The organism is Methyloprofundus sedimenti, from assembly GCF_002072955.1.
GTDB classification, from domain to species: domain Bacteria; phylum Pseudomonadota; class Gammaproteobacteria; order Methylococcales; family Methylomonadaceae; genus Methyloprofundus; species Methyloprofundus sedimenti.
In genome coordinates this window covers 756,637-781,813 of sequence record NZ_LPUF01000001.1, presented here as the reverse complement: position 1 = coordinate 781,813, position 25,177 = coordinate 756,637, and the positions used below count along the sequence as shown (strand labels likewise).

Genomic DNA, 25,177 nt, shown 5'->3' with positions numbered 1-25,177 from the left:
GCAGCTTTTTTCCTAGTCCAGAAATTCTTTTAGTGGCGTGTCGTCCAGGTCGCTGCGGCGAGTGTCTGAGTTAGAGTAGCCCAAATCATCTGCCTCCAGATCATCATATGGAGCGCTCCAGTCTTCCGGGTCTTCTATAAAGTCAAAAGTTGAGTTATACCAGCTTTCATTATCAAATTCGCCTATATCGCCATTATTATATTGCACTTCAATGCTGTCATCACTCTCTTCAATAGCAACGACTTTAAATAATAGCTTGTTTTCTACATCTTTATACCATTGATCGATTACGGGGTCAGTTACAGTAGCCATAATTAATTCCTTGTTGTGTATGTTCTAGTAAAATATTTTTCAGCTAAAAAAACAAAAAAATAGCTTGATATCTATCCATTTCATCCAACTGCCATATATTCTGCAGAGCGCATTTTAACAGTAGTTTTAATGCGATGTTAAGCCTATGAGTTATAGATTGCAAGACTAGAGTATGGGTTTGTAAAAATGAGGAAAGAGTGTTTTAATCGCTTACATTATAAAAAAACCGAATAAAAAAATTGCCTTGTTTAGCATCAAAGCCGGTCATATACACCTGAAAGTCGAATTGCTTGCTCACCTAAACCTAAAGCCGGCCAGGTTATTTTCATAATGAGTTTGTCTGAAATAACAAATACGCTCAAACTAGTTACAATGAGGTATGCTATAATGATTGAATTTGTCAAATCTTTAACTAATTTGGAGTTATGATTCGTGGTAACTGTTAATACTCGTCGTTCAGTCATGACATTATTTTCTTCGCCTACTTGCGCGCTAAGTCACTGTACAAGACTCGCCCTGCACGAAAAAGGTGTCACTGCAGAAATTGAATATTTTGATCCTAGCGATCCACCAGAAAGTCTATTGGAACTCAACCCTAATGGCACTTCACCAACATTAGTTGAGCGTGATCTGGTCTTATATGATTCACGCATCATTATGGAATATCTGGATGAACGCTTTCCTCATCCACCACTGCATCAAATGGACCCTGTTTCTCGAGCTAATGCGCGTATGATCATTAAACGTATAGATCAGGACTGGTATCATTTACTGGATGAAATACTCAATTCAGGAGAAAAAAAGTCTGCCCGTGCGAAAAAAATGCTTAAAGAGAGCCTTATTGCAGCAGTCCCTTTGTTTGCAGCTAATGAGTTTTTTCTGAGCGAAGATTTTTCTTTAATCGACTGTTCACTAGCCCCTTTACTGTGGCGCTTACCTGATATCGGTATCGACTTACCTGAAAGCGCAAGTGTCATTGACGCATATGCTCAACGACTCTTTAAGCGGGATGCCTTCCATGCAAGTTTAAGCGAAGAAGAGCAAGAAATGGCTAAAGTACCCGTCAAAAAATGACATCTTTAAAACCCTATCTTATCCGGTCCATTTATGAATGGATTATTGATAACAATTTAACGCCTCATCTACTGGTCGATGCGACGCACCCCCATGCGGCATTACCAAAGGATTATATTGAAAATAGCAAAATTGTCCTTAATATGCGCCCTGAAGCAATTCAGGACTTGTTGCTGGGCAATACAGCGATTGAGTTCAATGCCCGCTTCAATGGACAATCCATGCATATTATTGCACCTGTCCCCGCCGTGATGGCTATCTATGCAAAAGAAAATGGCAAAGGCATGGTCTTTGATCTGGAAGATGAAGAAGAGGATGATACGCCTCCGCCTGAAAATTCACCGCCTCCAGCACGACCGCATCTTCGAGTGGTAAAATAAAACTATAAAAAAGCCTGAGTTCGTTACAAATTCAGGCTTTTTTCTTAGCTTAAAGGCGTGTAAAACACCTTATTTTTCCTTAAGCTTATCCAGCATAATTCTCAGCTGCGAAATCCCAATTAACCAGCGCCCAATAAGCCTCTAGATATTTTGGACGCGCATTACGGTAATCGATATAGTAAGCATGCTCCCATACATCACAGGTTAATAAAGGCGTTTGACCTGCGGTTAAAGGACAAGCCGCATTACTTGTACTAACCAGCTCCAGACTACCATCAGCATTTTTTACTAACCACGCCCAGCCAGAACCAAAAGTTGTCACCGCACACGCAGTAAATGCTGCTTTAAATTCAGCAAATGACCCAAAAGTTGCATTAATTGCATCAGCTAAAGCACCCGTTGGTTCACCGCCGCCATTAGGTGACAAACTATTCCAGTAAAAAGTATGATTCCATACTTGTGCAGCATTATTAAAAATACCGCCAGATGCACGCATTACCAGGCTTTCTAATGAAGCACCTTCAAATTCAGTCCCTGGCACCAAATTATTCAAATTTGTCACATAGGTTTGATGATGCTTACCATAATGAAACTCTAAAGTTTCTTCAGAAATATGAGGCACTAATGCATCTTTCGCATAAGGTAAAGCAGGTAATTCATAGACCATTGAACATTCTCCTAAATAGTATAATTAAAATTTCATCAACACCAATTAAACTGGATATCATGGTAATATTTTAGCAAAATATCCATATTATTGTTGTATGCAATGAGTATAAGTTATTAATCCAATGAATACCAAGTATTTTAGTACAGAATTATATTCAACATGCTACAGGAAGCATATCCATTAACGTGGCTAACATATTTGGGGAGAGCGGCAATACTACATCTACGGTGTAGTCCAAGCAAGTCGCCCGCACTGCAAAGATAAATAACATGCTTACAGATTAGCAACTATTGCCTTGCAATATTACAGACAATTATCAACGTAAATCATTTACCAGATCAAGGATCACCACGCAGGCACAAAAAAACTACGCCCTATTTTTCTTTTTTGTCATATTCAACCTTATATCCATCGGTACGCACCGTAGTATTACTATAGACAATTTTTTTAGATTTTTTTTCAGATTTTTTATCTTGCTCTGAATCTTCTTCACTTTCAGGTGCATCAATTGAAACAATAAAATCATTAAACCAGGGCTGCGTTTTAGCAATACTCATATCCGCATCGCTTAAAATATCTTCTTTATCAGGCAGGTTACCGTAATCCAGAGCACGCTCTAACGCTTTTTTACAAGCATCAAACTCATTATGCACAGCGTGTAAGCAAGCAAAATTATAACTGGCAACCCCTTCTTGTATATTATCTGCAATGGTAAATTTTTCTTTTGCCAAAACATAGTTTGTTTCTTTATCCGTAGCGTTTTGTAAAGAAGCCAACTCCATTAAAGCAACACCCCAGTCCAGAGCCGCACCTAAATAGTCAGGTTTTGCCACCAGGCAATATGAAAACTTTTTTCCCGCTTCCTGGTAAAGAGCGACTGACTCAGCATTTTGCTTTAATCGAGCCGAGTATAGCAACGCCATCCCCCAGTTATACAGCGCGTCATTAAAAGCAGAATTACCAGACGGTATACTTTCATAAATAACCATTGCTTCAGCTAACAATTTTTCAGCTTGTGCAACATCATCATTTACTCGCGCTTTCTGTACTTTTTTATTAGCCGCCTTTACTTTTGATTTACCAGCGATCGAACCAAATAAGCCCATTTTTTTCCTCAATACTTGAATTTTATTATTATAACTTCCACCAACACCCAGCATATCAAGCAATAATCAACTTTACCTGCTAAACAACCAGATTGTCATACCTAACTTGTTATGATAAATCGAACTGCATCCAAGCGCAATTTAGCACCTTTAATATATCCATGAGATGCAATTGCGCTGTTTTTTAATGTCCTTATTTCTTCTGGTTTTATGCCTGAATTTACATGGCGCAACGCATCTAAACGCTTTATTTCCTTGGCTAGGACCTTAAGCATCTCAGTATTAGTCTGGCTAATAATAGCCTGCATGATTGTTTCAGATTTTTGTTGAGCACTGGCAATCATGGCATTAATATTTTTATGTTCACCATTTATAAATGCAGCAATTTGTTCCGTTTCAATTTTATCCTCCACTTCGTACAATTCATCATGTTGAAAATACGCCGTTAAGTCCTGCTGTTTTTGATCCATTAAAATACGTATCGGTGTTGCAGGTAAAAAACGGCTTAATTGCAATGACATAGGTGCACTACACTCAACTAAAAAAAGACATTCCAGCAAATACTGCCCAGCGACTAATTCCTTATGCTTGATAATACTTAATGCTGCATTACCTATATTTCCAGATAACACCAAGTCCATTGCTGACACCAGCATAGGGTGCTCCCAGGTTAAATATTGCATATCTTCTCGCGCTAAAGCAATCTCTCTATTTACCGTTACTGTTACGCCGTCTTCGGGCAGACCTGGAAAATGACTAACTCTCTGCAACTGACCTGCTTGCAAAATAGCACAGTCTTCAGAATGGTACTCAGAGTCTACGCCAAAACAATCAAATATATCCTCCATATATCGCCACAAGACCTGAGGCTGTGAAATGTTTTCAATAGCAGTGATAAGATTCTCGGCAACTTCTTGCCGATAGGAATTCAACTCTAGTAATACATCTCGAGCCTGGTGCATTTGCGCTTCAATTTCGGCTAGAAGCATTTTTCCCGAAACAACAAGCGGGTCTAATCCTTGTTGCTCCTTACTCAAACAAACCTCTGTAAGAGGCTGTTTTTGTAACCGATACACCTCACTTGCCGCATTGCTATTTACCTGAAACAGCTTTAACCCTTCTTCATACCAACAGCATAAGCTATGTTGTTTACTACCTATAATATAGGGCACATGAATCTTGATAATATGCTTTTGACCTATTCGGTCAAGTCGACCAATCCTTTGCTGCAATAAATCAGGATTTTCAGGTAATTCCAATAAAATCAAATGATGTACGAATTGAAAATTACGACCTTCACTGCCAATTTCCGAGCAAAGCAATACTTGTACCCGTGCATCTTGATCCGCAAAATAGGCAGCCGCCCTATCACGCTCAATAATGCTCATTCCCTCATGAAACACAGCGACATTAAACGCGTATTTATCACGCAATTGTTTATGCAAACTGATGACTGTTTCGGTATTTTTACAAATCAATAAAACTTGAAACTTATCCAGCGCATTTAACTGTGTCACGAGCCATTGCAGATAAATATTCTCACTTTCTCCTGTCTGCTGTTGCAAAGGATAAGTATAGACTTCTCGCTGAGGAAAGCCTTGTACCACATGACGCGAATTTCTAAATAAAATACGCCCCGTTCCATGTCGATCAATTAACTGATCAATCACATCCTGCCTTAACGTTATGTCCTCTATATTATGTAAAAAATCTGTTGTTAATTTTTGATCGACTAAGCTAGCTAATAATTTTTTATCTACATCATTTAGCAGAATCTGATGTACTATCTTTTCTGCTAAACGAGCAATAGGCTCAAATTCCTTCTGCTCCACAAGAAACTGCTCAAAACTATAAAACCGATCTGCATCGAGCAATCTTAACTGAGCAAAATGCGTTTCTTTACCCAACTGCTCAGGCGTTGCCGTTAACAAAATCAAGCCTGATGTATGCTCGGCTAATTGCTCAATAAACAAATAGGAATTTCCTGGGGCGTGCTCAGTCCATTGCAGATGATGTGCCTCATCCACTACAACAATATCCCAGCCGGACTGAACAGCCTGCTCTCTTCTATGTGGATTTTGTGTAAAAAAGTCCAGACTACATAAAACTAATTGTTCACTCAGAAAAGGGTTATCATCCTCGTATGCCTCGCAACGGGACTCATCAAAAAGACTGAATTTTAAATTAAAACGCCGAAACATTTCAACCAACCACTGATGTAACAAGCTTTCAGGAACAATGACCAAAATGCGCTCTGACAAGCCCATGTGTAATCTATGATGCAAAATTAAGCCCGCTTCAATGGTTTTACCCAACCCTACTTCGTCGGCCAGCATAACCCGTACTTTATCTCGCTGCGCAACTTCATGAGCTATGTACAATTGATGAGCGATTAAAGATGTGCGCGCACCGAGCAACCCCTTCACCTGACTCTTATGCAGGCGGTGCAAATGCTGCCAGGTTTGATAACGTAATGTAAACCAACGCCCTTCTTCTGCCTGACCAATAAATAACTTATCTTGTGGCTTGTTAAACTGAATATGATGGCTCAAAGCCGTTTCATCAACAGAAATGGTTTTTCCTTGCTCACTCAACACTTGGTAATGAATAACGCCCTCATATTCATTAATGGCTGTTACACGCCCCTGCTGCCCGTTATTAGTTTCAATGTTGTCATCTATCGAGAACCGCACTCGGGTTAAAGGCGCGTTATCTTGCGCATAAACTCTGCGTTCATCACTGGCTAAATATGAAATAGTCACTCGATTAGCTGCCACTGCTGTCACTATGCCCAGTCCTAGCTCTGGTTCTGAAGCACTTATCCATCGTTGCCCGACTACAAATCCAATCATTAACATTCAATCCTTTTCTTTTTTAATAATTGTTTACACATTTGACTAACACTCAAAGTTCACTGATTTTTTCATCGCTAGTGGTTTGATCTAAATCATCTCTGAAATCTTATACAATAGCTCTAAATAAAAGTGTATTATATCTCTTTTTATATAGTCCAGTAGGTGTCTGTCGGATTTAACAACTTAAAAATGATAAATTTAAACCTGTATTAAATGACAGCAACAAGACAAATAGTGATAGCAAACTTTAATCCTCAGACCAAGATACTCCCTATATCTTCTTACCGCCTAGTGCTCAAGATTACCTGATTACACCAAATTAGGGTGATGTGACTGTAACACACTATATAGCGCTTCATCCCCGAGGTCTTTTATCAGGAATCTATTCCTTGTTGGTTAGATTCCTGCTAAGAACATAAGTCATGACATACTCATTAGTGAGTGGTTTTTAAAATGGCGGAAACTCGAGGATAATCGGGCAAGATTATGTATCTGAAGATCATTTAGTCCGCTTTATTATGGATAGAGTTTAACTAGTCTATCGGCTCATTATCAAGGAAAATGAAAAAGCCCCTATCGCCTGAAGCTAGAGTGATTTTGGTTAATCGACCTCTTATCACAAGGTCAGTGCTTTTCCGGATGAGGTCACTAAAGCCGTACAATATGCTCATGGAGCAAAGGCCCATGCGGTTTATTTATCTCAATACCAGCTATCACTATACAGTCGAATACAAAAGTATCTTGCTGATCAACTAGACATGCCAAGCAGCGAACGTTCGCTGTATAATTTCTATCAACAGACGCATGAACAATAAGCCGAGTTTGAATCGACTAGCAAAGAACACTTTGTCGAATCATCGTGTGTTTATACAGATAAAACAGGCATTAATATTAATGGTAAGCGCCATTGGCGACATGGGACGTCCAAATGATCAATGGACACACTTCTTTCCTCATGCCAGATGCTGCACAGAAACCATGAATATGTTGTGCGATTTTACCCAGTAATTATGGCATTTGATGTTATGATCACTGGAAACCCTACTATAAATATGACTACACCTATTCACTCTGTAATGCGCATCACTTGAGAGAGTTAACGCGTGTTTGTGAACAAGGAAAACAAGAATGAGCACATGAAATGAAACAATTACTTGAGAAAATTAATGGTGTTGTTAATGAAGCGGGGGCATACTGACGGATAAAGAAGCTGATCAAGGCAAGTGCAATATAGAGAATTACTCGGCAAAGCGGTCATTAAATATCCGCTGCCTAAATAGCTGTACAGAAGTAAAACGAGGAAGCGCTAAACGCACTAAGACTAGAAACTTACTGGAAAGGCTTAATAATTATGAAGAGGATGTATTGCGCTTTATGACAAATCTGTGTGCCGTTTTCCTATAATGCTGCGGAAAATGCGACACGAATAAGCAAAGTTCATCAAAAAATATCGGAGTGTTTGCGTAGTACCGGTGGCGCTGAAATATTTTGCCGTGTCAGCGGGTATCTACCAACATGTCGTAAACACGGAGTGAGTGCAACGCAGGCAATGATGCTTGTATTTGAAGGAAAGCAGCCAGAATTTGCTTTATATCTTCATTCGATTATTTAAATACGCTGAGTAGTTACTATAGTTTTTAACCCTCTAATCGCTCAGCATAAACCCGTGTGCTTTTTGATACTTAAAAAAACACTTTATCAACCAAAATTCGATGTTGTAACAACAGACATACCAGGTTACATGAGCAGACCTAAAACTTCGTCAGATTAAAGCCTATGAACCTAGCCACGTAGATAGGACGTGGTTATTATTTTTAATATATGTAAATGAAGCATGATGATTTTATTGAAGGATAAAAATGGATACATATAAATTTAATACGACTCATATTGAAACTCACTTCCAGGTTCCTTTTAAATTAACCGAAAAGGCATTTAATCAATGGTTTTTATCTCTGAAAAATAGCTCCACTACCGAACAAGAGCATCAGGTATTATTAGCGATACTGGCTATTAATCAGGAAAATACCTTATCTAAGCATCAAAAATCATTGCTGCTGCAAAGCATATATAAATCCATGCTTATTTTTTTAACACCGCTGAGCGAACCTGTTTTAAATAGCTCGCTTCCGCTTGCAAAACATGACAGGAATAATATACAAAATATTGTATCCATATATGCAGAACTGGCTAATGGCTTCGAAAGCTGCCTTATTAAAACAAGTGAACTGTCGAACGTAGTGACATTATTTTATGGCCTGCAAGCTTTAATTAATGCTTATATTTATATCTCTGAAGTCTATCAACAAGTTTACACTGACTTCTGGAAACAGGCTTATAAGTTCTATGGCTTAGCATCTAAACTTGAAATTCAGGATATAAACATTGAGCAACATGGTTATCACAGCAACACCGTTAGCAAGGCATTCAAACATCTTTTGGCACTTCACCACTGTGAATTAGAGCAATTTCGCCCACGCGACATGCAAACTATTTCTGCTTGTGTAGAAAAACACACCTCCATAATGCTACTGGACACAAAATTTCCTGTTGAAAAAACGTCCCAATACTCTGGGCTGAATTTAACAACAGATAAGCCACCTATTAATTTAACCCACTTTAAACAATCCGAACAAGGCGCAATACGTTTTTTTTCTGCTTACACTGCTGCCATACAAATTAACAAAAACGCAACGCATGAGGCACCTGGAACAGGCGTTATAAAAGCCATAAATCGCGAGCACATCATACAGGCATCGAAATCTTTAAGTCTGTCACAAAGACGAAAGTTCACCCGCTTTAATCAACAAACTGAGCACAATGGCATTATTGGCTTTAATCATATTATTAAACAACTGCACGATGCCAGCCCATTAACACCTGTTGCAAAAAATAAAAATCACGTTGATCAAACAAGTTCCAAAGTTGCTGGAGGCTGGGCAGTCCCGGACATTCAATTAGTCACGGAGGGTTATGAACCATTAGATGCAATAATGAGAGATCATCATCGAATAGGACTATTAAGAAACGAGCAAAGCAAACTTGATCAAGCAAAGAAGTATGCTCTTAGAAAGAATATCTGGGCTACATCTGATCCATCGCCTCAAAGCGATGCGCCTATTAACCCGGATACATTTTATATAGTAAATAGTAGCATCAAAGGCTACAGGATTATTTTTGATACAGACATTAACCATTCAACAGTACAAATTGGCGATATTATCGGTATAAATAATCACAATAGCTTGGAGATCGGCATAGTCTGCAGGTTAGCTCAGTTAACTGAAAATAAGCTGCAATTAGGCATCAAGCTATTAGCGCTGGGATCTGAAATTTCCTATATTTCCGTACCCAGTCATGATGCTATTTATGCATGGGCAATTTTCTTACAGGGTATAAAAGCACTTAACTCATCAGACAGTCTGATTTTTAATGATGGCAAGTTCCAACCAGGTGAATTTATTAACCTGCATAGAGCAAACATTGAACCCGTTATTTGTCGGTTAAATAAACTTTTACATCTGAGCTCTGCTGCAATGCATATTGAACTTTTTATTGCCACAGCTAAACAATAGTAAAGCTTCCAGAATTCGCATGTATTTATCTCCGTGATAAATACATGCGTTTCAATCAGGAGTGATTTTCTTGAAGTAATTCTAATACCGCTTTTGCTGTAGCTGCTGATGATCCGGGGTTTTGCCCTGTTACCAGATTTCCATCTGTCACAGCATAAGATTGCCAGTTGTCGATTTTTGCATAATTAGCGCCTTTTGCTTTTAGGCTATCTTCAAGCAGAAAAGGGACTATATTGGTAAGCTGAACAGCGGCTTCTTCGGTGTTACTAAAACCGGTTACGGACTTTCCCTGAATCAATGGCTTATTATCCGCTGATTTAGCGTGCAGCAAGACTGCTGGAGCATGACATACAGCTGCTACAGGCTTCCCCGCCGCATACATTAATTCAATTATGGCAATTGAATCAGCATTATTGCTTAAATCCCATAACGGCCCATGGCCTCCGGGATAAAACACTGCATCATAATCTTCAGCTGAAATCTCCTCTAACCTGAGCGTATTAGCCAACTTAACCTGGGCTTCTGGATCATTTTTAAAACGCTGGGTCACTTCCGTTTGAGCGGCAGGATCATCACTTTTGGGATCCAGAGGGGGCAGCCCTCCCTTAGGGGATGCAAGGGTAATTTCGGCATTTGCATCTTGAAATATATAATATGGCGCAGCAAATTCCTCTAGCCAAAATCCAGTTTTCATGCCTGTATCACCAAGCTGGTCGTGTGATGTAAGTATCATTAGAATCTTCATGTACCTTCCTTTGTGATTTTTAACTCGTAAAAAAAGATTATCGCCGCCCACCAAATAATGACCCCATAATCCCTCTGACTATCTGTCTACCCAACTGACTACCCACACTACGAGCTACACTTTTTAACATGGCTTCTCCTGCCGATTGACGGCTACGACTACTCTTTGACTTTTCCTGCTGCTCAGTTGCTAGTGCCATTTGCTCTGCTTTTTGTTTGAGCATTTCATAGGCAGACTCTCTATCTACATCCTGATCGTAACGATTTTTATAAGGCGAACGACCTATACTTTCGATACGCTCAGCCTCTGACAATGCACCGATTTGTGATTCAGGCGGACGCATCAAAATACGCTCAACGGGTGTTGGACTACCATCTCCATTTAACACCGAAACCAGTGCTTCACCGGTTTTTAATTCTTTAATGACCTGTTCTGTATCCAGCGCTGGATTACTACGAAAAGTTTCAGCTACCGCTTTAATCACTTTACGGTCTTTCGGCGTATACGCTCTTAATGCATGTTGGATCTTCAAGCCTAACTGGCCTAATACATCTCCGGGTATATCCAGAGGGCTCTGGCTGATAAAATAAATACCTACCCCTTTGGAACGTATCAAGCGCGTGATCTGTTCGATTTTGTCCACCAGCACTCGCGGCGCACGATCAAATAATAAATGTGCTTCATCAAAAAACAAGACCAGTTTTGGCCGGTCAGCATCGCCAACTTCGGGTAATGTTTCAAATAAATCAGACAGTAGCCATAATAAAAACGCGGCATACAATCGGGGCGATTTTGAGGTTAATTCAGTTGCATCGAGGATGCTAATCACACCATTGCCGGAAAAATCAGTACGCTGGAAATCATCAGTTTTTATCGCAGGTTCACCAAAAAACTCACTCGCGCCCTGTTCATCCAATACCAGCAAGCGGCGCTGAATAGCACCGACACTGGCTGAAGAAATATTGCCATATTCTGATTTCAGATCTTTGGAATTTTCTGCCATCCAGTTGAGCATCGCACGCAAATCCTTTAAATCCAGCAATAACAGGCCCTGGTCATCAGCAAGTTTAAAACAGCTATACAGAACCCCGGACTGAGTATCATTCAGTTCCAGTAAATGGCTGAGTAATAAAGGGCCCATCTCAGAAATAGTGGTACGTACAGGATGACCATTACGTGCGAATATATCCCAGAAAACGGTGGGATTGGCACGCAACTGAAAATTATTTATCCTGATTTTCTGTACACGCTCAGTGATTTTTTCATGCATCTGACCTGCTTTGGCCATACCCGATAAATCACCTTTAATATCCGCCATAAACACCGGCACACCGAGGCGTGAAAAACCCTCTGCAAGAATCTGCAAAGTCACTGTTTTACCCGTCCCGGTTGCACCAGAAATCATACCATGGCGATTACCCATGGCGGCATCCATTATTACCTGCCTGTTCTCATTTGCGCCAATTAATATTTCCTGCATTGCCATCCCTTTTTCACCTAGTGTTAACTGTTGAATACTAACTGTATACTAAAAGACTTGAATGAAAAAGCCTATTAATAACACCAGAAAACCACCCATTTCTGCGGCCATCAGACTTAGCATAATTAATTTATCAGCTCCTGGATCATCAGAATCACGTAAAGATTATCAGCGATAATTTTGTATACCTGGCTTTATATAATGCAAGATAGCAATAGCAAAAAATAACCAGGAGGCCAGCGCAGTTTTTTAAGAACTTCGACCGGTTTGAAGTTTAACGCTGGGAAGTTGATTGCTCAAACTCAAATAACACTGTAATTAGCTTTTAATCTGGATTCGCAATTGGGCTTAATTTCCACATCATGCCCTGCTGCATTTGCAACTTCCAGACAGATAAAGCGTTTATAGTCATCTTTATCCAGATCCTGAACTGTAGTAGCACCCTCAATCCATGGATTCCACACTACAACATTTTGATTCCCTGACGAACTGATTTTAATTTTGCGATTAAAATCCGGATCAGCCAGTATCAGCTGATGTGTAATAGCGCTATGAATACGGTCTGTCGGTTCGAAGATCTTGACTACTCCAGCCTGATAGGCTTTAGCAAAACCCGAATTTTTATCTAAATACTCGGTATTTTCCAGACCCAAAACTTCGACTTGTGTTACATCACCGACATTCAAATAAGTATGCAAGGCTTCTGTGATAGAAAAAGGCTGCTTGCCGGTATTACGTGTTGTTAACTGAAGAGTAAGCGAATCAGATATCAGGATTTCTAATATAAGATTAAAACTATAAGGCCAGATTTTTCGGGTTTCTTCTGTATCGCTGATCTCAAGGACTATTTTAGTATCGCCATTATCCAGCATCTCAGCCGTAACAACTGACCAGAAACGTGTGCGCACAAATCCATGGTCTGGTTTCTTTTCCTGAGTGATATGATCCAGTTCAGTAGCCGCGCCAAACCAGGGCCAGCAAATGGGAACACCGCCTTTAGCTGCTTTTCCCTCGGCAAAATAGGCATTCTCACTGATGAACATAAAATCTTCAGTTTGATTAACGGGCTTAAATGATAAAACCTGACCAGCATAGATGGAAATTAATGCCGAGGCTTTAGCGTTATTCACTTGTATACAAGGCAAGCCCCCCTTTCCTGCGACGCATAAAATTTGATTTTCAATACCAAAATCAGTATTTAATTGTTGAATATTAATACTATTACTCCGATTTATATATTTCCTTCATTACCATGCTTAATGCATAAATAAGACAGGATTAATGTGTATTAAAGCTATGAATGCTACAGGTAGTTATTCCTAGGTAATCGTACGAATAGAATTGTACATATTTTTTCAGATGGACTGAACTTGTAATAAATTTCTGACGAAGATTATACTAAATGCACCTATTACAAAGCTGATCCTGACAACTATTAACTGTTTATTTCAATACCTGAAAAGCAAACGTCTATCCGGGATCGACAAGTGTTGAATATCGACTCAATAAGCCGTAATTAAGAGTAGATATTCTACGGCAACCAACGGGAATACGTAGGATAAAAACTAGAAAATGCCATTAAACCAAGAAGAGAAACTATAGACTATCGTCATTTTATTTTTTTACATACTGTCGTTGAAGTTCGATTAGCCGCAGAAGATGACTTTAATATTAAGGTGCTGATCTTGCCCCCGGACGCGCATCGCAGCATTAATGCCTTACAACGTTTAGCGGATGTTATTCTGCAAAAATCAACTAAAGAAGTTTTTGGCCTGACAGTGACTAAAGCCTTATGCCAAGGCAAGCCGACTATCGGTGGCGATACCGGGGGTATCCGATTACAAGTGATTAACTTTCATACCGGCTTTTTAGTCAGTACACTAGAAGGTGTAGAATTACGTATTCGTTATTTATTTCATAACCAGCAAAAAATGCCGGATATAGGACATAAATCACAACAATGTGTACGCGAATACTTAACCTTAATGCTGGGCTTACAGTATGGCTCAGAAAATCGCATAGAATGGGGCTAAAAATCATGTCAATTGTACAACGCAATCACCTTATGCCTTTTGGAACTAAAATACTTGATGATGGTCGCATAAGTTTTCGCTTATGGGCACCAGGCGCCAAGAAAGTTGAACTGTGCTTACAAGGACTGGCACCAGAAGTACGCTTTATGATGGCTGCTGAAGATGATGGCTGGTTCGGTATTATTAGTCAATTCGCGTATAAAGGTTTTTATTATCAATACCGAATCGATGATGAATTATATATTCCTGACCCCGCCTCACGCTATCAACCTGAGGATGTTAATGGTTCCAGTCAGGTTATAGACCCTCATGCTTTTCAATGGTCAGATGATCAATGGAAAGGCTTACCTTGGGAGAGCGCGGTTTTTTATGAAATTCATGTCGGCACCTTTAGCGAAGAAGGTTCTTTTAATGGCGTCAAAAATAAGCTGGATTATTTAGTTGATTTGGGGGTAACTGCCATACAGTTGATGCCTATTGCCGAGTTTTCGGGGCAACGCAATTGGGGCTATGATGGCGTACTGCCTTTTGCACCCGATAGTAGTTATGGGACACCGGATGAACTGAAGGATTTAATTGCCAGTGCACACGCCAAAGGCTTAATGGTTTTCAATGATGTGGTGTACAGCCATTTTGGCCCAGAAGGCAATTATCTGGCACATTATGCACCTGACTTTTTTACTTCCGACTTGCAAACACCATGGGGTAACGCGATTAATTTTGAGGGTAAAAATAGCCATTGCGTGCGGCAATTTTTTATACATAATGCCTTATTCTGGTTAGAAGAATATCATTTCGATGGTTTACGATTAGATGCCGTACATGCCATATTTGATTCATATGAACCCGGTTTTCTGCAATGTTTAGCGGAAGCAGTGCGCAAAGACCTGGCTTATGATCGGCAGATACATTTAGTGTTAGAAAATGATCATAATACTGCGCATTACCTAAGCCCCAGCCCCGAACATCCGTATAATTTTTATACTGCTCAATGGAACGATGATTTTCATCATGCGCTGCATATCTTGTTAACTGGCGAAAATAGCGGTTATTATCAGGATTATAGTCAACACCCTATTCAATATTTAGGCCGTTGTCTGAGCGAAGGATTTGCTTATCAAGGTGAGGTATCCGCTTATCGCAATGGTAAATTACGCGGTGAAATGAGTACAGATTTACCCCCGACTGCTTTTGTGAATTTTTTACAAAATCATGACCAGGTAGGCAATAGAGCATTTGGTGAACGCTTAGCAAATTTATGTCCAGCAGAAGCATTGCGGGCCGCCACCGCTATTTTATTATTATCACCCTCCACGCCTTTATTATTTATGGGGCAGGAATGGGCTTGCAGCCAGCCTTTTACCTACTTTGTTGATTTCCCAGACCCATTAGGCGAGCAAATTGCTCAAGGTCGATTTCAAGAGTTTTCTCGATTCACTGAATATAACGACCCAGAGATATTGAATAAAATTCAATTACCCAACGCCACTGACACCTTTATGTCCGCGAAGCTAGATTGGGATGAAATAAATATATTGCCGCATTTGCAATGGCTGAAATATCATCAGGAATTATTACGTATCAGGCGTTTGCGTCTACAACCTTTGCTGAAAGATATTAAAGGTGGGAAATCCAGTTATTGGGTTATCAAGCATCAAGCATTAATAGTGCATTGGCAGATAAACGATAATTCGATCTTAAAATTACTGGCTAATTTAGGTGATCAATCCGTCGAAATAGAGACGGATCATTCGGGTGAATTATTATTTAGCAGCACACCAGATGCCATGGAATCTATTAAACAAGGTAAACTGAACAGATGGACTGTCGTATATTTATTCGAGAATAATCATGCTGTACCAGCAATTTAGTCTTATTAAGTTGCTGGAAATGCGACTGAACCATCAAAGTCAGGCGAGTATTTATACTTGGGCAGTATAAATATAGTCACGAAATTAATAGATCAAGAAGTTTGTAACATTTTTGATAGCAAACACGCCCCCCCCTGCTAATGCTCAAAGATCACAACCATTTCAAAACAGGATAATGCATAATCAGCGGGCTAAAGCACCGCCCTACGATCTATCTGAGTTGCTATTTCATCACGAGAGTTTTTTATGAACATATTTAATTGCCAATGGATTTCTCGATTATTCATTCCTTGCGTATTATGTCTATTCAGTCTTAGCGCTAGTGCAGAAACCAAAATTGCAATTCTTGATTTTGAGCTTAAAGACTTAACCCTGATTCCACGTACAGCTGCAGAAATTGAACGCACAGCGTCCATAAAACCTCTATTGGAAGCAGAGCTTAAAACAGCGGATTATGTGATTATTGATATACCGTTAATAGATCAGAAAAATGCTACGGGAGGTACTGGTTATTTATTTGACCATGATGATATTGCTGCAAATCTGGCTAAACAATATGGTGCTGATTATGTGCTGGTTGGCAGGCTGCATAAACCCAGCTTTTTATTTGCCTATTTAATGGGACATTTAGTCCGTGTCAGCGATGCAAAGCTGGTAGGAAATTACATCTCCGAAGCCAAGGGCCCGAATAAACAGCTCACGGTGAAAACGGTAGAAAGTCTTGCCGTCAAGATAGATAGAACTCTGGATCAGCGATATACCCCGCCATCCAAACATACGCCACGTTAAACAAAATCGTCTTGCATATCGGGCTGGAATATTCGGAGAACCTCAGCAACAATAATTAGGCCTGCAATGTTTACGTAAAAATAGCATGCTTTTTTAGACGGTTTTCTTTTCAAACTCCAACTCTCATAGCAATTTATAGCCCTTAGGGTGGGTGCGTTTATCATTATCCTAGAAACCGCAGTTGACCGTTATATAACATTATAAGTGACTGAATATAAAATATAATGATCGTAAAAGCTTATCACCTGTTGGGTGACTATACTCCGCTTCACGGTTTTGTCGATAAATCTGAGCACGAAATACTGCGTTACAGCTCTTGCCAAGGGCTACGGCCATTGCCTGCAAGCTGTGCCTTGTCTTTCACACTCAGATTTTCCACAAAATCCGTGCTCAACTGCGGTTTCTAGGATTATGAAAAGTGAAGCTTAAATGCACAGGTTGGTACTGAGCTTGCAATGTCCAACAGGATATTTCGCTGAATTTGTTGAGCTTCGTGCCTCAGCGCCAACCTACATTTGGCTTATAGGGTATCAAGTTATTTTCCGTGAGACCCGATTGTCTGAGCCTTATCAAAAAAATAGCATTTATCTTCGATTCCGCCATGCTCTTTGTGCTAATCCCTACGATTTTCACGGGAATTCATATAGGGGTGCAGATCATCACAATCAACTTATTCACGAGGCCGCATGAGAAGGAGAAAAAATCAGCAATATACTTGCGAACGGCCCGCTTCCCAAGCTACGAAAACAAATGTAATTCTTGACGAAACAGCTATTTTCAGCTATTTTGGATAGATTTTTTATAAACTTAGATCAGAAAATTAGCCCATAAAAAATGTGCTTTTTTTCAATTCGGGTTTTAATTTCAGCTATGCCAGCACTAACAGCAGAAATCAGTTTTACTGCCTGCTGCTTTTGCATAAGTATAGTATGAGTTTTAAAGAGGGTATTAAAAGTGGAACTCAGTGGCGGACAGATAGTCGTTCAGTGTCTTAAAGATGAAGGTGTAGAATTTCTTTTTGGTTATCCTGGCGGTGCAGTATTACATCTATATGATGCAATTTTCCATCAAAAAGATGTAAAACATATTTTAGTCAGGCATGAACAAGGCGCAACTCATGCGGCTGATGCTTATGCGCGTGCAACAGGTAAGCCGGGCGTGGTTCTGGTTACTTCTGGTCCGGGCGCGACTAATGCAGTAACCGGAATTGCCACGGCTTATATGGATTCTATTCCCATGGTGGTCATTTCAGGTCAGGTGCCCTGTGCAGTGATTGGTAGCGATGCTTTTCAGGAAGTCGACATGGTCGGCATTACCCGCCCCTGCGTTAAACATAATTTCCTGGTTAAAGATGTAAATGATATTGCAGAGACCCTGAAAAAAGCATTTTACGTGGCTACGACAGGTCGCCCAGGCCCGGTTGTTGTGGATATTCCAAAAGATATTACCGATCCGAATATCAAGGTACCGTATAAATATCCTAAAAAAATCAAAATGCGTTCTTATTGCCCTGCAACTAAAGGGCATCCGGGACAAATTAAAAAAGCTGTTGATCTGATCTTAAATGCACAACGCCCGATGATTTATTCTGGCGGTGGCGTGGTCTTGGGAAATGCAAGTGCAGAGCTTACCGAGCTGACACAAATGCTTAACTTCCCCATTACCAACACCTTAATGGGCTTAGGTGCTTACCCTGCAACTAATAAGCAGTTTGTTGGCATGCTGGGTATGCATGGCACTTATGAGGCAAATCTTGGCATGCACGAAAGTGATGTTATCCTCGCTATCGGGGTGCGTTTTGATGATCGCGTGACCGGTAAATTAGCTGAATTTTGCCCGCATGCCACTATTATCCATATCGATATTGACCCCGCGTCTATTTCAAAAACGGTTAAAGTCGAGGTGCCGATTGTTGGCGATGTTAAGCTAGTGCTTGAACAAATGCTGGACGTATTAAAAGAACACAAAAAGAGACCGTCTAAAAAAGCACTTGAAGCCTGGTGGAGCCAGATTGATCAATGGCGCGAAGCCAAATGCCTGGAGTTTGATCGCGACAGTGATTTGATCAAACCACAAGCCGTTGTTGAACAGCTTTATGAAGTGACTAAAGGCAATGCTTATATTACCTCTGATGTGGGTCAACACCAGATGTTTGCAGCACAATTTTATCCTTTTGATAAGCCGCGTCGCTGGATTAACTCTGGAGGATTAGGCACGATGGGCTTTGGCCTTCCGGCTGCCATTGGGGTAAAGTTAGCGTTCCCTGATGCTGATGTAGCCTGTATCACCGGTGAAGCCAGCATTCAGATGTGTATACAAGAGCTTTCAACCGCCTTGCAATATAAAACGCCGATTAAGATTATTAATTTAAATAACCGCTATATGGGTATGGTGCGTCAATGGCAGGAGTTTTCCTATGAAAGCCGTTATTCACATTCCTATATGGATACCATTCCTGATTTTGTTACTCTGGCTGAGGCTTATGGTCATGTTGGCATACGTGTAGAAAAACCTGAGGATGTAAAACCGGCACTGGAAAAAGCATTTGCCATGAAAGATCGCACTGTTTTTATTGACTTTATCACTGACAGAACTGAAAACGTTTACCCTATGATTGAATCAGGCAAAGGCCATCAGGAAATGACTTTACGCGTAGCACCAGGCACACCTATCGACAGGGAGCTCGCATAATGAGACATATTATTTCTATTCTTATCGAAAACGAAGCAGGTGCTTTATCACGTGTCGCAGGTCTGTTTTCAGCGCGCGGCTATAATATTGAATCACTCACCGTTGCACCAACTGAAGACCTGACGTTATCAAGAATGACACTGGTGACCAGCGGCAGTGAAGATATTATTGAGCAAATTACCAAGCAACTTAACAAATTAATTGATATTGTTAAGCTGATCGATTTTGCCGAAGTAGCGCATGTAGAGCGCGAACTGATGCTGGTAAAAGTTAAAACCAACGATGAGACACGCGGCGAAATCAATCGACTGTCAGATATTTTTCGCGGCAAGATCATTGATGTCACCAGCAACAGTTATGTTATTGAGATGACCGGAGCATCTGATAAGCTGGATGCATTTGTCGCTGCACTCGATGCAGACAGCATAATTGAAACCGTTCGCTCTGGCCCTACAGCCATGTCGCGCGGTGAAAATGGTTTACATTTATAAACAACAGACAAACCAGAACTGCGCAGGAAATAGCATACACGGCTAACAAGATGGGGCTCATTTTTCGACTTTGCAAAGCCGCTGCTAGCGCCCCATCCTGCAATGATCTGCACATTCTTAATGAAATATTTTATTTAAAATACAGGAAAACAAATGCAAGTTTATTACGATAAAGACGCTGACCTTTCAATCATCAAAGGTAAAAAAGTTGCTATTATTGGCTACGGTTCACAAGGACACGCGCATGCTAACAACCTAAAAGACTCAGGTGTTGATGTTGTTGTTGGTTTACGCGCAGGCTCCAGCTCTGTTGCTAAAGCTGAAGCTTGTGGTCTAAAGGTTGAAAATGTTGCAACTGCAGTTGCCAACGCAGATGTAGTTATGATTTTAACGCCTGATGAATTTCAGTCACAACTCTATAAAGAAGAAATTGCGCCTAACATCAAACAAGGTGCAGCACTCGCTTTTGCTCACGGTTTTGCCATTCTTTATAATCAAGTTGTTCCACGCGCTGACCTAGATGTGATCATGATCGCACCTAAAGCACCTGGACACACAGTACGCTCTGAGTTTACGCGTGGTGGTGGTATTCCTGATTTAATCGCTATCCATCAGGATGCCTCAGGAACAGCGAAAGAAATTTGCCTGTCATACGCTTCTGCCATTGGTGGTGGTCGTTCAGGTATTATCGAAACGACTTTCCGCGCAGAAACAGAAACTGATTTATTCGGCGAACAGGCGGTATTATGTGGCGGCGCTGTTGAGCTTGTGAAAATGGGTTTTGAAACATTAGTAGAAGCAGGTTATGAGCCGGAAATGGCTTATTTTGAATGTTTACACGAATTAAAATTGATCGTTGATTTAATGTTTGAAGGTGGTATCGCAAACATGAACTACTCAATTTCTAATAATGCAGAGTATGGCGAATATGTTACTGGCCCTAAAGTCATTAACGAAGAAAGCCGCGCAGCAATGCGTGAAGCACTTAAAAACATTCAAGAAGGAGCATACGCCAAAAAATTCATCATGGAAGGTATGACCAACTACCCTGAAATGACCGCTAAACGTCGTTTAAATGCCGAGCATCCAATTGAAGTAACAGGCGCAAAACTTCGCGCTATGATGCCCTGGATTGCCGCAAACCAAATTGTTGATAAAACTAAAAACTAGATTTAATCCACAATAGCTGTACAGAAAAGCCCATTTTTGATGGGCTTTTTTTATGCCTGATTAATAATTTAAGCATGCAACCGGAAAACGCCCGCCATTCCAACTTGCAAATATCCAACTAACAACCTGACTCACTCTGATTCCTTTACCTGAATTGGAATGCCTTTCTACAGAGCAGAATCCATATCATCACGCTACGCACTCCTCCGCCCAATGCGACAAGACACAGAATGAAGACCTTAACTTATAGACAGTCGACAAAGACAAATTGTCTTAAAATCCGAGGGCACTGCAACATATGAAAATGACCAAAAGAAGTTTATTATCCCAACTTGGCCCCGGCCTTATGTATGCAGGCGCAGCTGTTGGCGTTTCCCATCTGGTTCAATCCACCAAAGCGGGCGGCATGTTCGGGTTTGATCTGATCCTGGCTATTTTAATCATTCACCTGGTGAAATATCCTTTTTTTGAATTCGGACCTCGTTATACAGCAGCAACCGGTCGTAATATTCTTCATGGATATAAACAATCAGGCAGCTGGGGAGTCTGGATTTATATCGCAATCACCTTGATGTCCATGCTGATCACCCAGTCTGCTGTGACAGTAGTGACAGCAGGCTTGTTAATCAACATTTTCCATTTAGAATCCTTAGGCGGGCTTGATCCTCAAAGATTAGCCGTACTGATTAGTCTGGGGCTGCTAATACTCTGCTCTATTCTGCTGGCAACGGGCAGATACAGGTTACTGGATAAACTGGTAAAGATTATTATTCTGATTTTGTCAATTACATCAGTATTAGCAGTGACCATGCTGATCTTTAATAACCCAGGCTATTACAAAACCGCAGAGGTACATTTTTCCTTTAATGAAACAGCGCATTTAATTTTCCTGGCTACATTTTTGGGCTGGATGCCTGCACCGATCGATATTTCCGTCTGGCACTCTATCTGGGCAGAATCAAACAATGAAAGCTCAGGTGAAACCACCGATATGCAAGCCGCATTATTTGATTTTCGCGTAGGTTTTTTTGGCACTGCTTTTCTCGCCATCTGCTTTTTATTACTGGGCGGGCTGGTTATGTATGGCAGCGGAGAAACATTTAGCCCGGATGGTACAGTCTTTGCAGGACAATTAATGGACTTATACCAGAAATCACTGGGTAGCTGGGCATACCCCATTGTTGCGGTAGCGGCATTTACCACTATGTTCAGCACCACACCGACCTGTCTGGATGCATACCCCAGAACACTCAGTGCCTCCAGTGAGTTACTGTTTCCAGAAATGATGAATCATAAAAACCAGAAAAGACATTATCTTTTTTGGTTGATTTTTACAGTTGCAGGCACGGTATTGATATTGTTTTTCTTTTTAACATCTATGCAGGCCATGGTTAAAGTTGCAACCATAATCGCATTTGTAGTTGGTCCTGTACTTGCTGGATTAAATACGCTGGCTATGCTTGGTAAAAGTGTGCCCGCTTATGCGCGCCCCGGGAAAGTGATGTGGGTTTGGTGCTGGCTGAGCCTGGTCATTATGGTTGCTTGTTCAATTGCTTATTTGCTACTTTAAAACAGCTATTGCTGGAATGAAACACACACAATAACTCATCAAAATCATTGAGATCAGCTTAACTTTAATTAAATCGTATCACCTTAACATCAACATGACTTTATACTGAAGCTACTTGTACAGCGGTGAACTACGTAGCGCGTAACACGTAACACGTAACACGTAACACGCTATTTATTTTCTAAGCTGCCTGTGCGGCAGTGAACATGTCACCGGGATCGAGCGGCCATCACGCAATTTTCTAAGCTGCCTGCGCGGCAGTGAACAGGGCTTCGGCCAGTGTAGTACTCCACACTTTTTTCTAAGCTGCCTGTGCGGCAGTGAACTTTCTGACCAATTTTTAAATGGAGCACTTCCTTTTCTAAGCTGCCTGTGCGGCAGTGAACGGCCAGAACTACCGTGGCATTGTCACCGGCGTTTTCTAAGCTGCCTGTGCGGCAGTGAACAATTCTTTGAATATGCTGCAAAGCATTGGAATTTTCTAAGCTGCCTGTGCGGCAGTGAACTGCTGCCCATAGATTGCCGGTTAGCTATCCGTTTTCTAAGCTGCCTGTGCGGCAGTGAACTAGTGGGTTGGTCGATGAGTTCGTGTTGTACTTTTCTAAGCTGCCTGTGCGGCAGTGAACATAGCTTGAAAGCCGATGTCGATATTTATTTGTTTCTAAGCTGCCTGTGCGGCAGTGAACTTGTTGAAATGACAAGTGTTTCACTTCCAAGCTTTCTAAGCTGCCTGTGCGGCAGTGAACTTGACTAGCAATATAATTTGTTTGTTCCGGTATTTCTAAGCTGCCTGTGCGGCAGTGAACCGCTGATCCTGATCTCCGCTATATGCCCAATGTTTCTAAGCTGCCTGTGCGGCAGTGAACTCGAGTATGCGGCGTGGCCATCCAGTTTACAGTTTCTAAGCTGCCTGTGCGGCAGTGAACATCGCATCATGGATCTCATGCAGCTTGTCAGTATTTCTAAGCTGCCTGTGCGGCAGTGAACCAGGAGATTCGTGACCCGAAGGACATGAAGAATTTCTAAGCTGCCTGTGCGGCAGTGAACTATTTCTGAACTTAAACTAGATGTTCATAATTTTTCTAAGCTGCCTGTGCGGCAGTGAACAGTTGGAGTGGAAATAATGAAATTCGTCAGGTTTTCTAAGCTGCCTGTGCGGCAGTGAACCATTCCTGAGATGGCTTTTCCCTTTTATCAGTTTTCTAAGCTGCCTGTGCGGCAGTGAACTAGACAGCCTATCATCCATAAATGCATCAACCTTTCTAAGCTGCCTGTGCGGCAGTGAACATCGCTGGTAAAGCAAAATTACCTTTTGTATCTTTCTAAGCTGCCTGTGCGGCAGTGAACAAGATTCACGAAAATCCGGCCTACCCTCAAAATTTCTAAGCTGCCTGTGCGGCAGTGAACGTTGTTTTAGATGATGGCCCTAATTTTTCGTTGTTTCTAAGCTGCCTGTGCGGCAGTGAACATTGTGACATAAACTGGCTGCGCATCTAACGTTTTCTAAGCTGCCTGTGCGGCAGTGAACCGATTAAAGCCACTATTCAAACCACTGAAGCGTTTCTAAGCTGCCTGTGCGGCAGTGAACCTAATGGCGAATTCTTAGTCATCATGCTTTCATTTCTAAGCTGCCTGTGCGGCAGTGAACAACTTGGTAATTGTCCCATCACTGGCCGTACTTTTCTAAGCTGCCTGTGCGGCAGTGAACATCTTTAAAAAAGTAAACAGACCCATGTCCTGTTTCTAAGCTGCCTGTGCGGCAGTGAACAAAATAAATTATAGATTCATAAGCACGAATAATTTCTAAGCTGCCTGTGCGGCAGTGAACTGGAAATTGAAATTTTTATACATTCAGAACTTTTTCTAAGCTGCCTGTGCGGCAGTGAACGGCGAAATCGGCGAAGTGCAGGATCACCAATATTTTCTAAGCTGCCTGTGCGGCAGTGAACAATTTAAAAATAGATGTGCTAATTAAAGTAATTTTCTAAGCTGCCTGTGCGGCAGTGAACAACTTAGCTCAGGAGACCAACATATACTATGCCTTTCTAAGCTGCCTGTGCGGCAGTGAACCATTGTTTTGTGCCGTGTCATTTTCTGGAACATTTCTAAGCTGCCTGTGCGGCAGTGAACGAAATTTAAAACCGCCAGGATATTTTAATTTATTTCTAAGCTGCCTGTGCGGCAGTGAACTACTTGAAGATCCCCAACGACTAAAACGCTCATTTCTAAGCTGCCTGTGCGGCAGTGAACGAGTTTGTCCAACTGAATACTTTTGTGATGATTTTCTAAGCTGCCTGTGCGGCAGTGAACGTTCATCGAATACAGAATTGCAAGCTGTAGTTTTTCTAAGCTGCCTGTGCGGCAG

18 protein-coding genes and 1 CRISPR repeat array (1 of these 19 cut by a window edge) are annotated in these 25,177 nt (G+C 41.0%); of the genes, 11 read left to right on the top strand and 7 right to left on the bottom strand.

Annotation, left to right across the window (positions count from 1 at the left end; genetic code table 11):
- Nucleotides 1–12: 12 nt before the first annotated feature.
- Complete coding sequence (locus tag AU255_RS03375) at nt 13–312, bottom strand: DUF6763 family protein (RefSeq protein WP_080521561.1); 300 nt, start codon at nt 310–312, stop codon at nt 13–15.
- Between the two features lie 432 nt (nt 313–744).
- Here AU255_RS03375 and AU255_RS03365 point away from each other — a divergent pair, with 432 nt between their 5' ends.
- The gene (locus AU255_RS03365; RefSeq protein ID WP_080521559.1) at nt 745–1,386 is read left to right on the top strand and encodes a glutathione S-transferase N-terminal domain-containing protein; all 642 of its coding nucleotides are present in this window, start codon (nt 745–747) and stop codon (nt 1,384–1,386) included.
- Nucleotides 1,383–1,766, top strand: coding sequence for a ClpXP protease specificity-enhancing factor (locus AU255_RS03360; RefSeq protein WP_080521558.1), 384 nt, complete (start codon nt 1,383–1,385; stop codon nt 1,764–1,766). Before AU255_RS03365 ends, AU255_RS03360 begins: the two co-directional genes overlap by 4 nt.
- An 85-nt stretch (nt 1,767–1,851) precedes the next feature.
- Here AU255_RS03360 and sodB read toward each other — a convergent pair whose 3' ends face one another.
- The 3 genes from sodB to rapA form a co-directional block, all read right to left on the bottom strand.
- Nucleotides 1,852–2,433, bottom strand: coding sequence for a superoxide dismutase [Fe] (gene sodB, locus AU255_RS03355; protein WP_080521557.1), 582 nt, complete (start codon nt 2,431–2,433; stop codon nt 1,852–1,854).
- 377 nt (nt 2,434–2,810) lie between these two features.
- Nucleotides 2,811–3,605: a tetratricopeptide repeat protein gene (locus AU255_RS03350; protein WP_143735844.1), complete on the bottom strand. Its 795-nt coding sequence runs from the start codon at nt 3,603–3,605 to the stop codon at nt 2,811–2,813.
- A 38-nt stretch (nt 3,606–3,643) separates the two neighbouring features.
- Nucleotides 3,644–6,394, bottom strand: coding sequence for an RNA polymerase-associated protein RapA (gene rapA / locus AU255_RS03345; protein WP_080523273.1), 2,751 nt, complete (start codon nt 6,392–6,394; stop codon nt 3,644–3,646).
- Between the two features lie 807 nt (nt 6,395–7,201).
- Between rapA and AU255_RS19660 the strand changes: the two genes are divergently transcribed.
- The gene (locus AU255_RS19660) at nt 7,202–7,405 is read left to right on the top strand and encodes a hypothetical protein (protein ID WP_143735843.1); all 204 of its coding nucleotides are present in this window, start codon (nt 7,202–7,204) and stop codon (nt 7,403–7,405) included.
- Nucleotides 7,406–8,256: 851 nt separating this feature from the next.
- The gene (locus AU255_RS03335) at nt 8,257–9,972 is read left to right on the top strand and encodes a hypothetical protein (RefSeq protein ID WP_080521554.1); all 1,716 of its coding nucleotides are present in this window, start codon (nt 8,257–8,259) and stop codon (nt 9,970–9,972) included.
- Nucleotides 9,973–10,027: 55 nt separating this feature from the next.
- On the opposite strand, the gene AU255_RS03330 is transcribed toward AU255_RS03335, so the two are convergent.
- The 3 genes from AU255_RS03330 to AU255_RS03320 form a co-directional block, all read right to left on the bottom strand.
- Nucleotides 10,028–10,717, bottom strand: coding sequence for a type 1 glutamine amidotransferase domain-containing protein (locus tag AU255_RS03330; protein ID WP_080521553.1), 690 nt, complete (start codon nt 10,715–10,717; stop codon nt 10,028–10,030).
- A gap of 37 nt (nt 10,718–10,754) precedes the next feature.
- Nucleotides 10,755–12,197 (bottom strand): helicase HerA-like domain-containing protein, encoded by a 1,443-nt coding sequence (locus AU255_RS03325; RefSeq protein ID WP_080523272.1) that lies wholly within the window; start codon nt 12,195–12,197, stop codon nt 10,755–10,757.
- Nucleotides 12,198–12,499: 302 nt separating this feature from the next.
- A complete protein-coding gene (locus AU255_RS03320) occupies nt 12,500–13,342 on the bottom strand; it encodes a D-hexose-6-phosphate mutarotase (RefSeq protein WP_198942527.1) in 843 nt (280 codons plus the stop codon).
- A 540-nt stretch (nt 13,343–13,882) separates the two neighbouring features.
- Between AU255_RS03320 and AU255_RS03315 the strand changes: the two genes are divergently transcribed.
- From AU255_RS03315 to AU255_RS03285, 7 genes are all read left to right on the top strand, one after another.
- Nucleotides 13,883–14,230, top strand: coding sequence for a glycosyltransferase (locus AU255_RS03315; RefSeq protein ID WP_233144538.1), 348 nt, complete (start codon nt 13,883–13,885; stop codon nt 14,228–14,230).
- 5 nt (nt 14,231–14,235) lie between these two features.
- Complete coding sequence (gene treZ, locus AU255_RS03310) at nt 14,236–16,101, top strand: malto-oligosyltrehalose trehalohydrolase (protein ID WP_080523271.1); 1,866 nt, start codon at nt 14,236–14,238, stop codon at nt 16,099–16,101.
- A 246-nt stretch (nt 16,102–16,347) separates the two neighbouring features.
- On the top strand, nt 16,348–16,890 hold the full coding sequence (locus tag AU255_RS03305; RefSeq protein WP_080521550.1) for a DUF2380 domain-containing protein: 543 nt from the start codon (nt 16,348–16,350) through the stop codon (nt 16,888–16,890).
- 954 nt (nt 16,891–17,844) lie between these two features.
- Nucleotides 17,845–19,581, top strand: a complete 1,737-nt coding sequence (locus AU255_RS03300) for an acetolactate synthase 3 large subunit (protein ID WP_080521549.1) — start codon at nt 17,845–17,847, stop codon at nt 19,579–19,581.
- A complete protein-coding gene (ilvN, locus tag AU255_RS03295; RefSeq protein WP_080521548.1) occupies nt 19,581–20,072 on the top strand; it encodes an acetolactate synthase small subunit in 492 nt (163 codons plus the stop codon). Before AU255_RS03300 ends, ilvN begins: the two co-directional genes overlap by 1 nt.
- A 153-nt stretch (nt 20,073–20,225) precedes the next feature.
- Nucleotides 20,226–21,242, top strand: coding sequence for a ketol-acid reductoisomerase (gene ilvC / locus AU255_RS03290; RefSeq protein ID WP_080521547.1), 1,017 nt, complete (start codon nt 20,226–20,228; stop codon nt 21,240–21,242).
- Between the two features lie 304 nt (nt 21,243–21,546).
- Complete coding sequence (locus tag AU255_RS03285; RefSeq protein ID WP_233144537.1) at nt 21,547–22,812, top strand: NRAMP family divalent metal transporter; 1,266 nt, start codon at nt 21,547–21,549, stop codon at nt 22,810–22,812.
- 178 nt (nt 22,813–22,990) lie between these two features.
- Nucleotides 22,991–25,177: a CRISPR direct-repeat array (repeat unit 28 nt; unit sequence TTTCTAAGCTGCCTGTGCGGCAGTGAAC) (it continues 1,809 nt past the right edge of the window).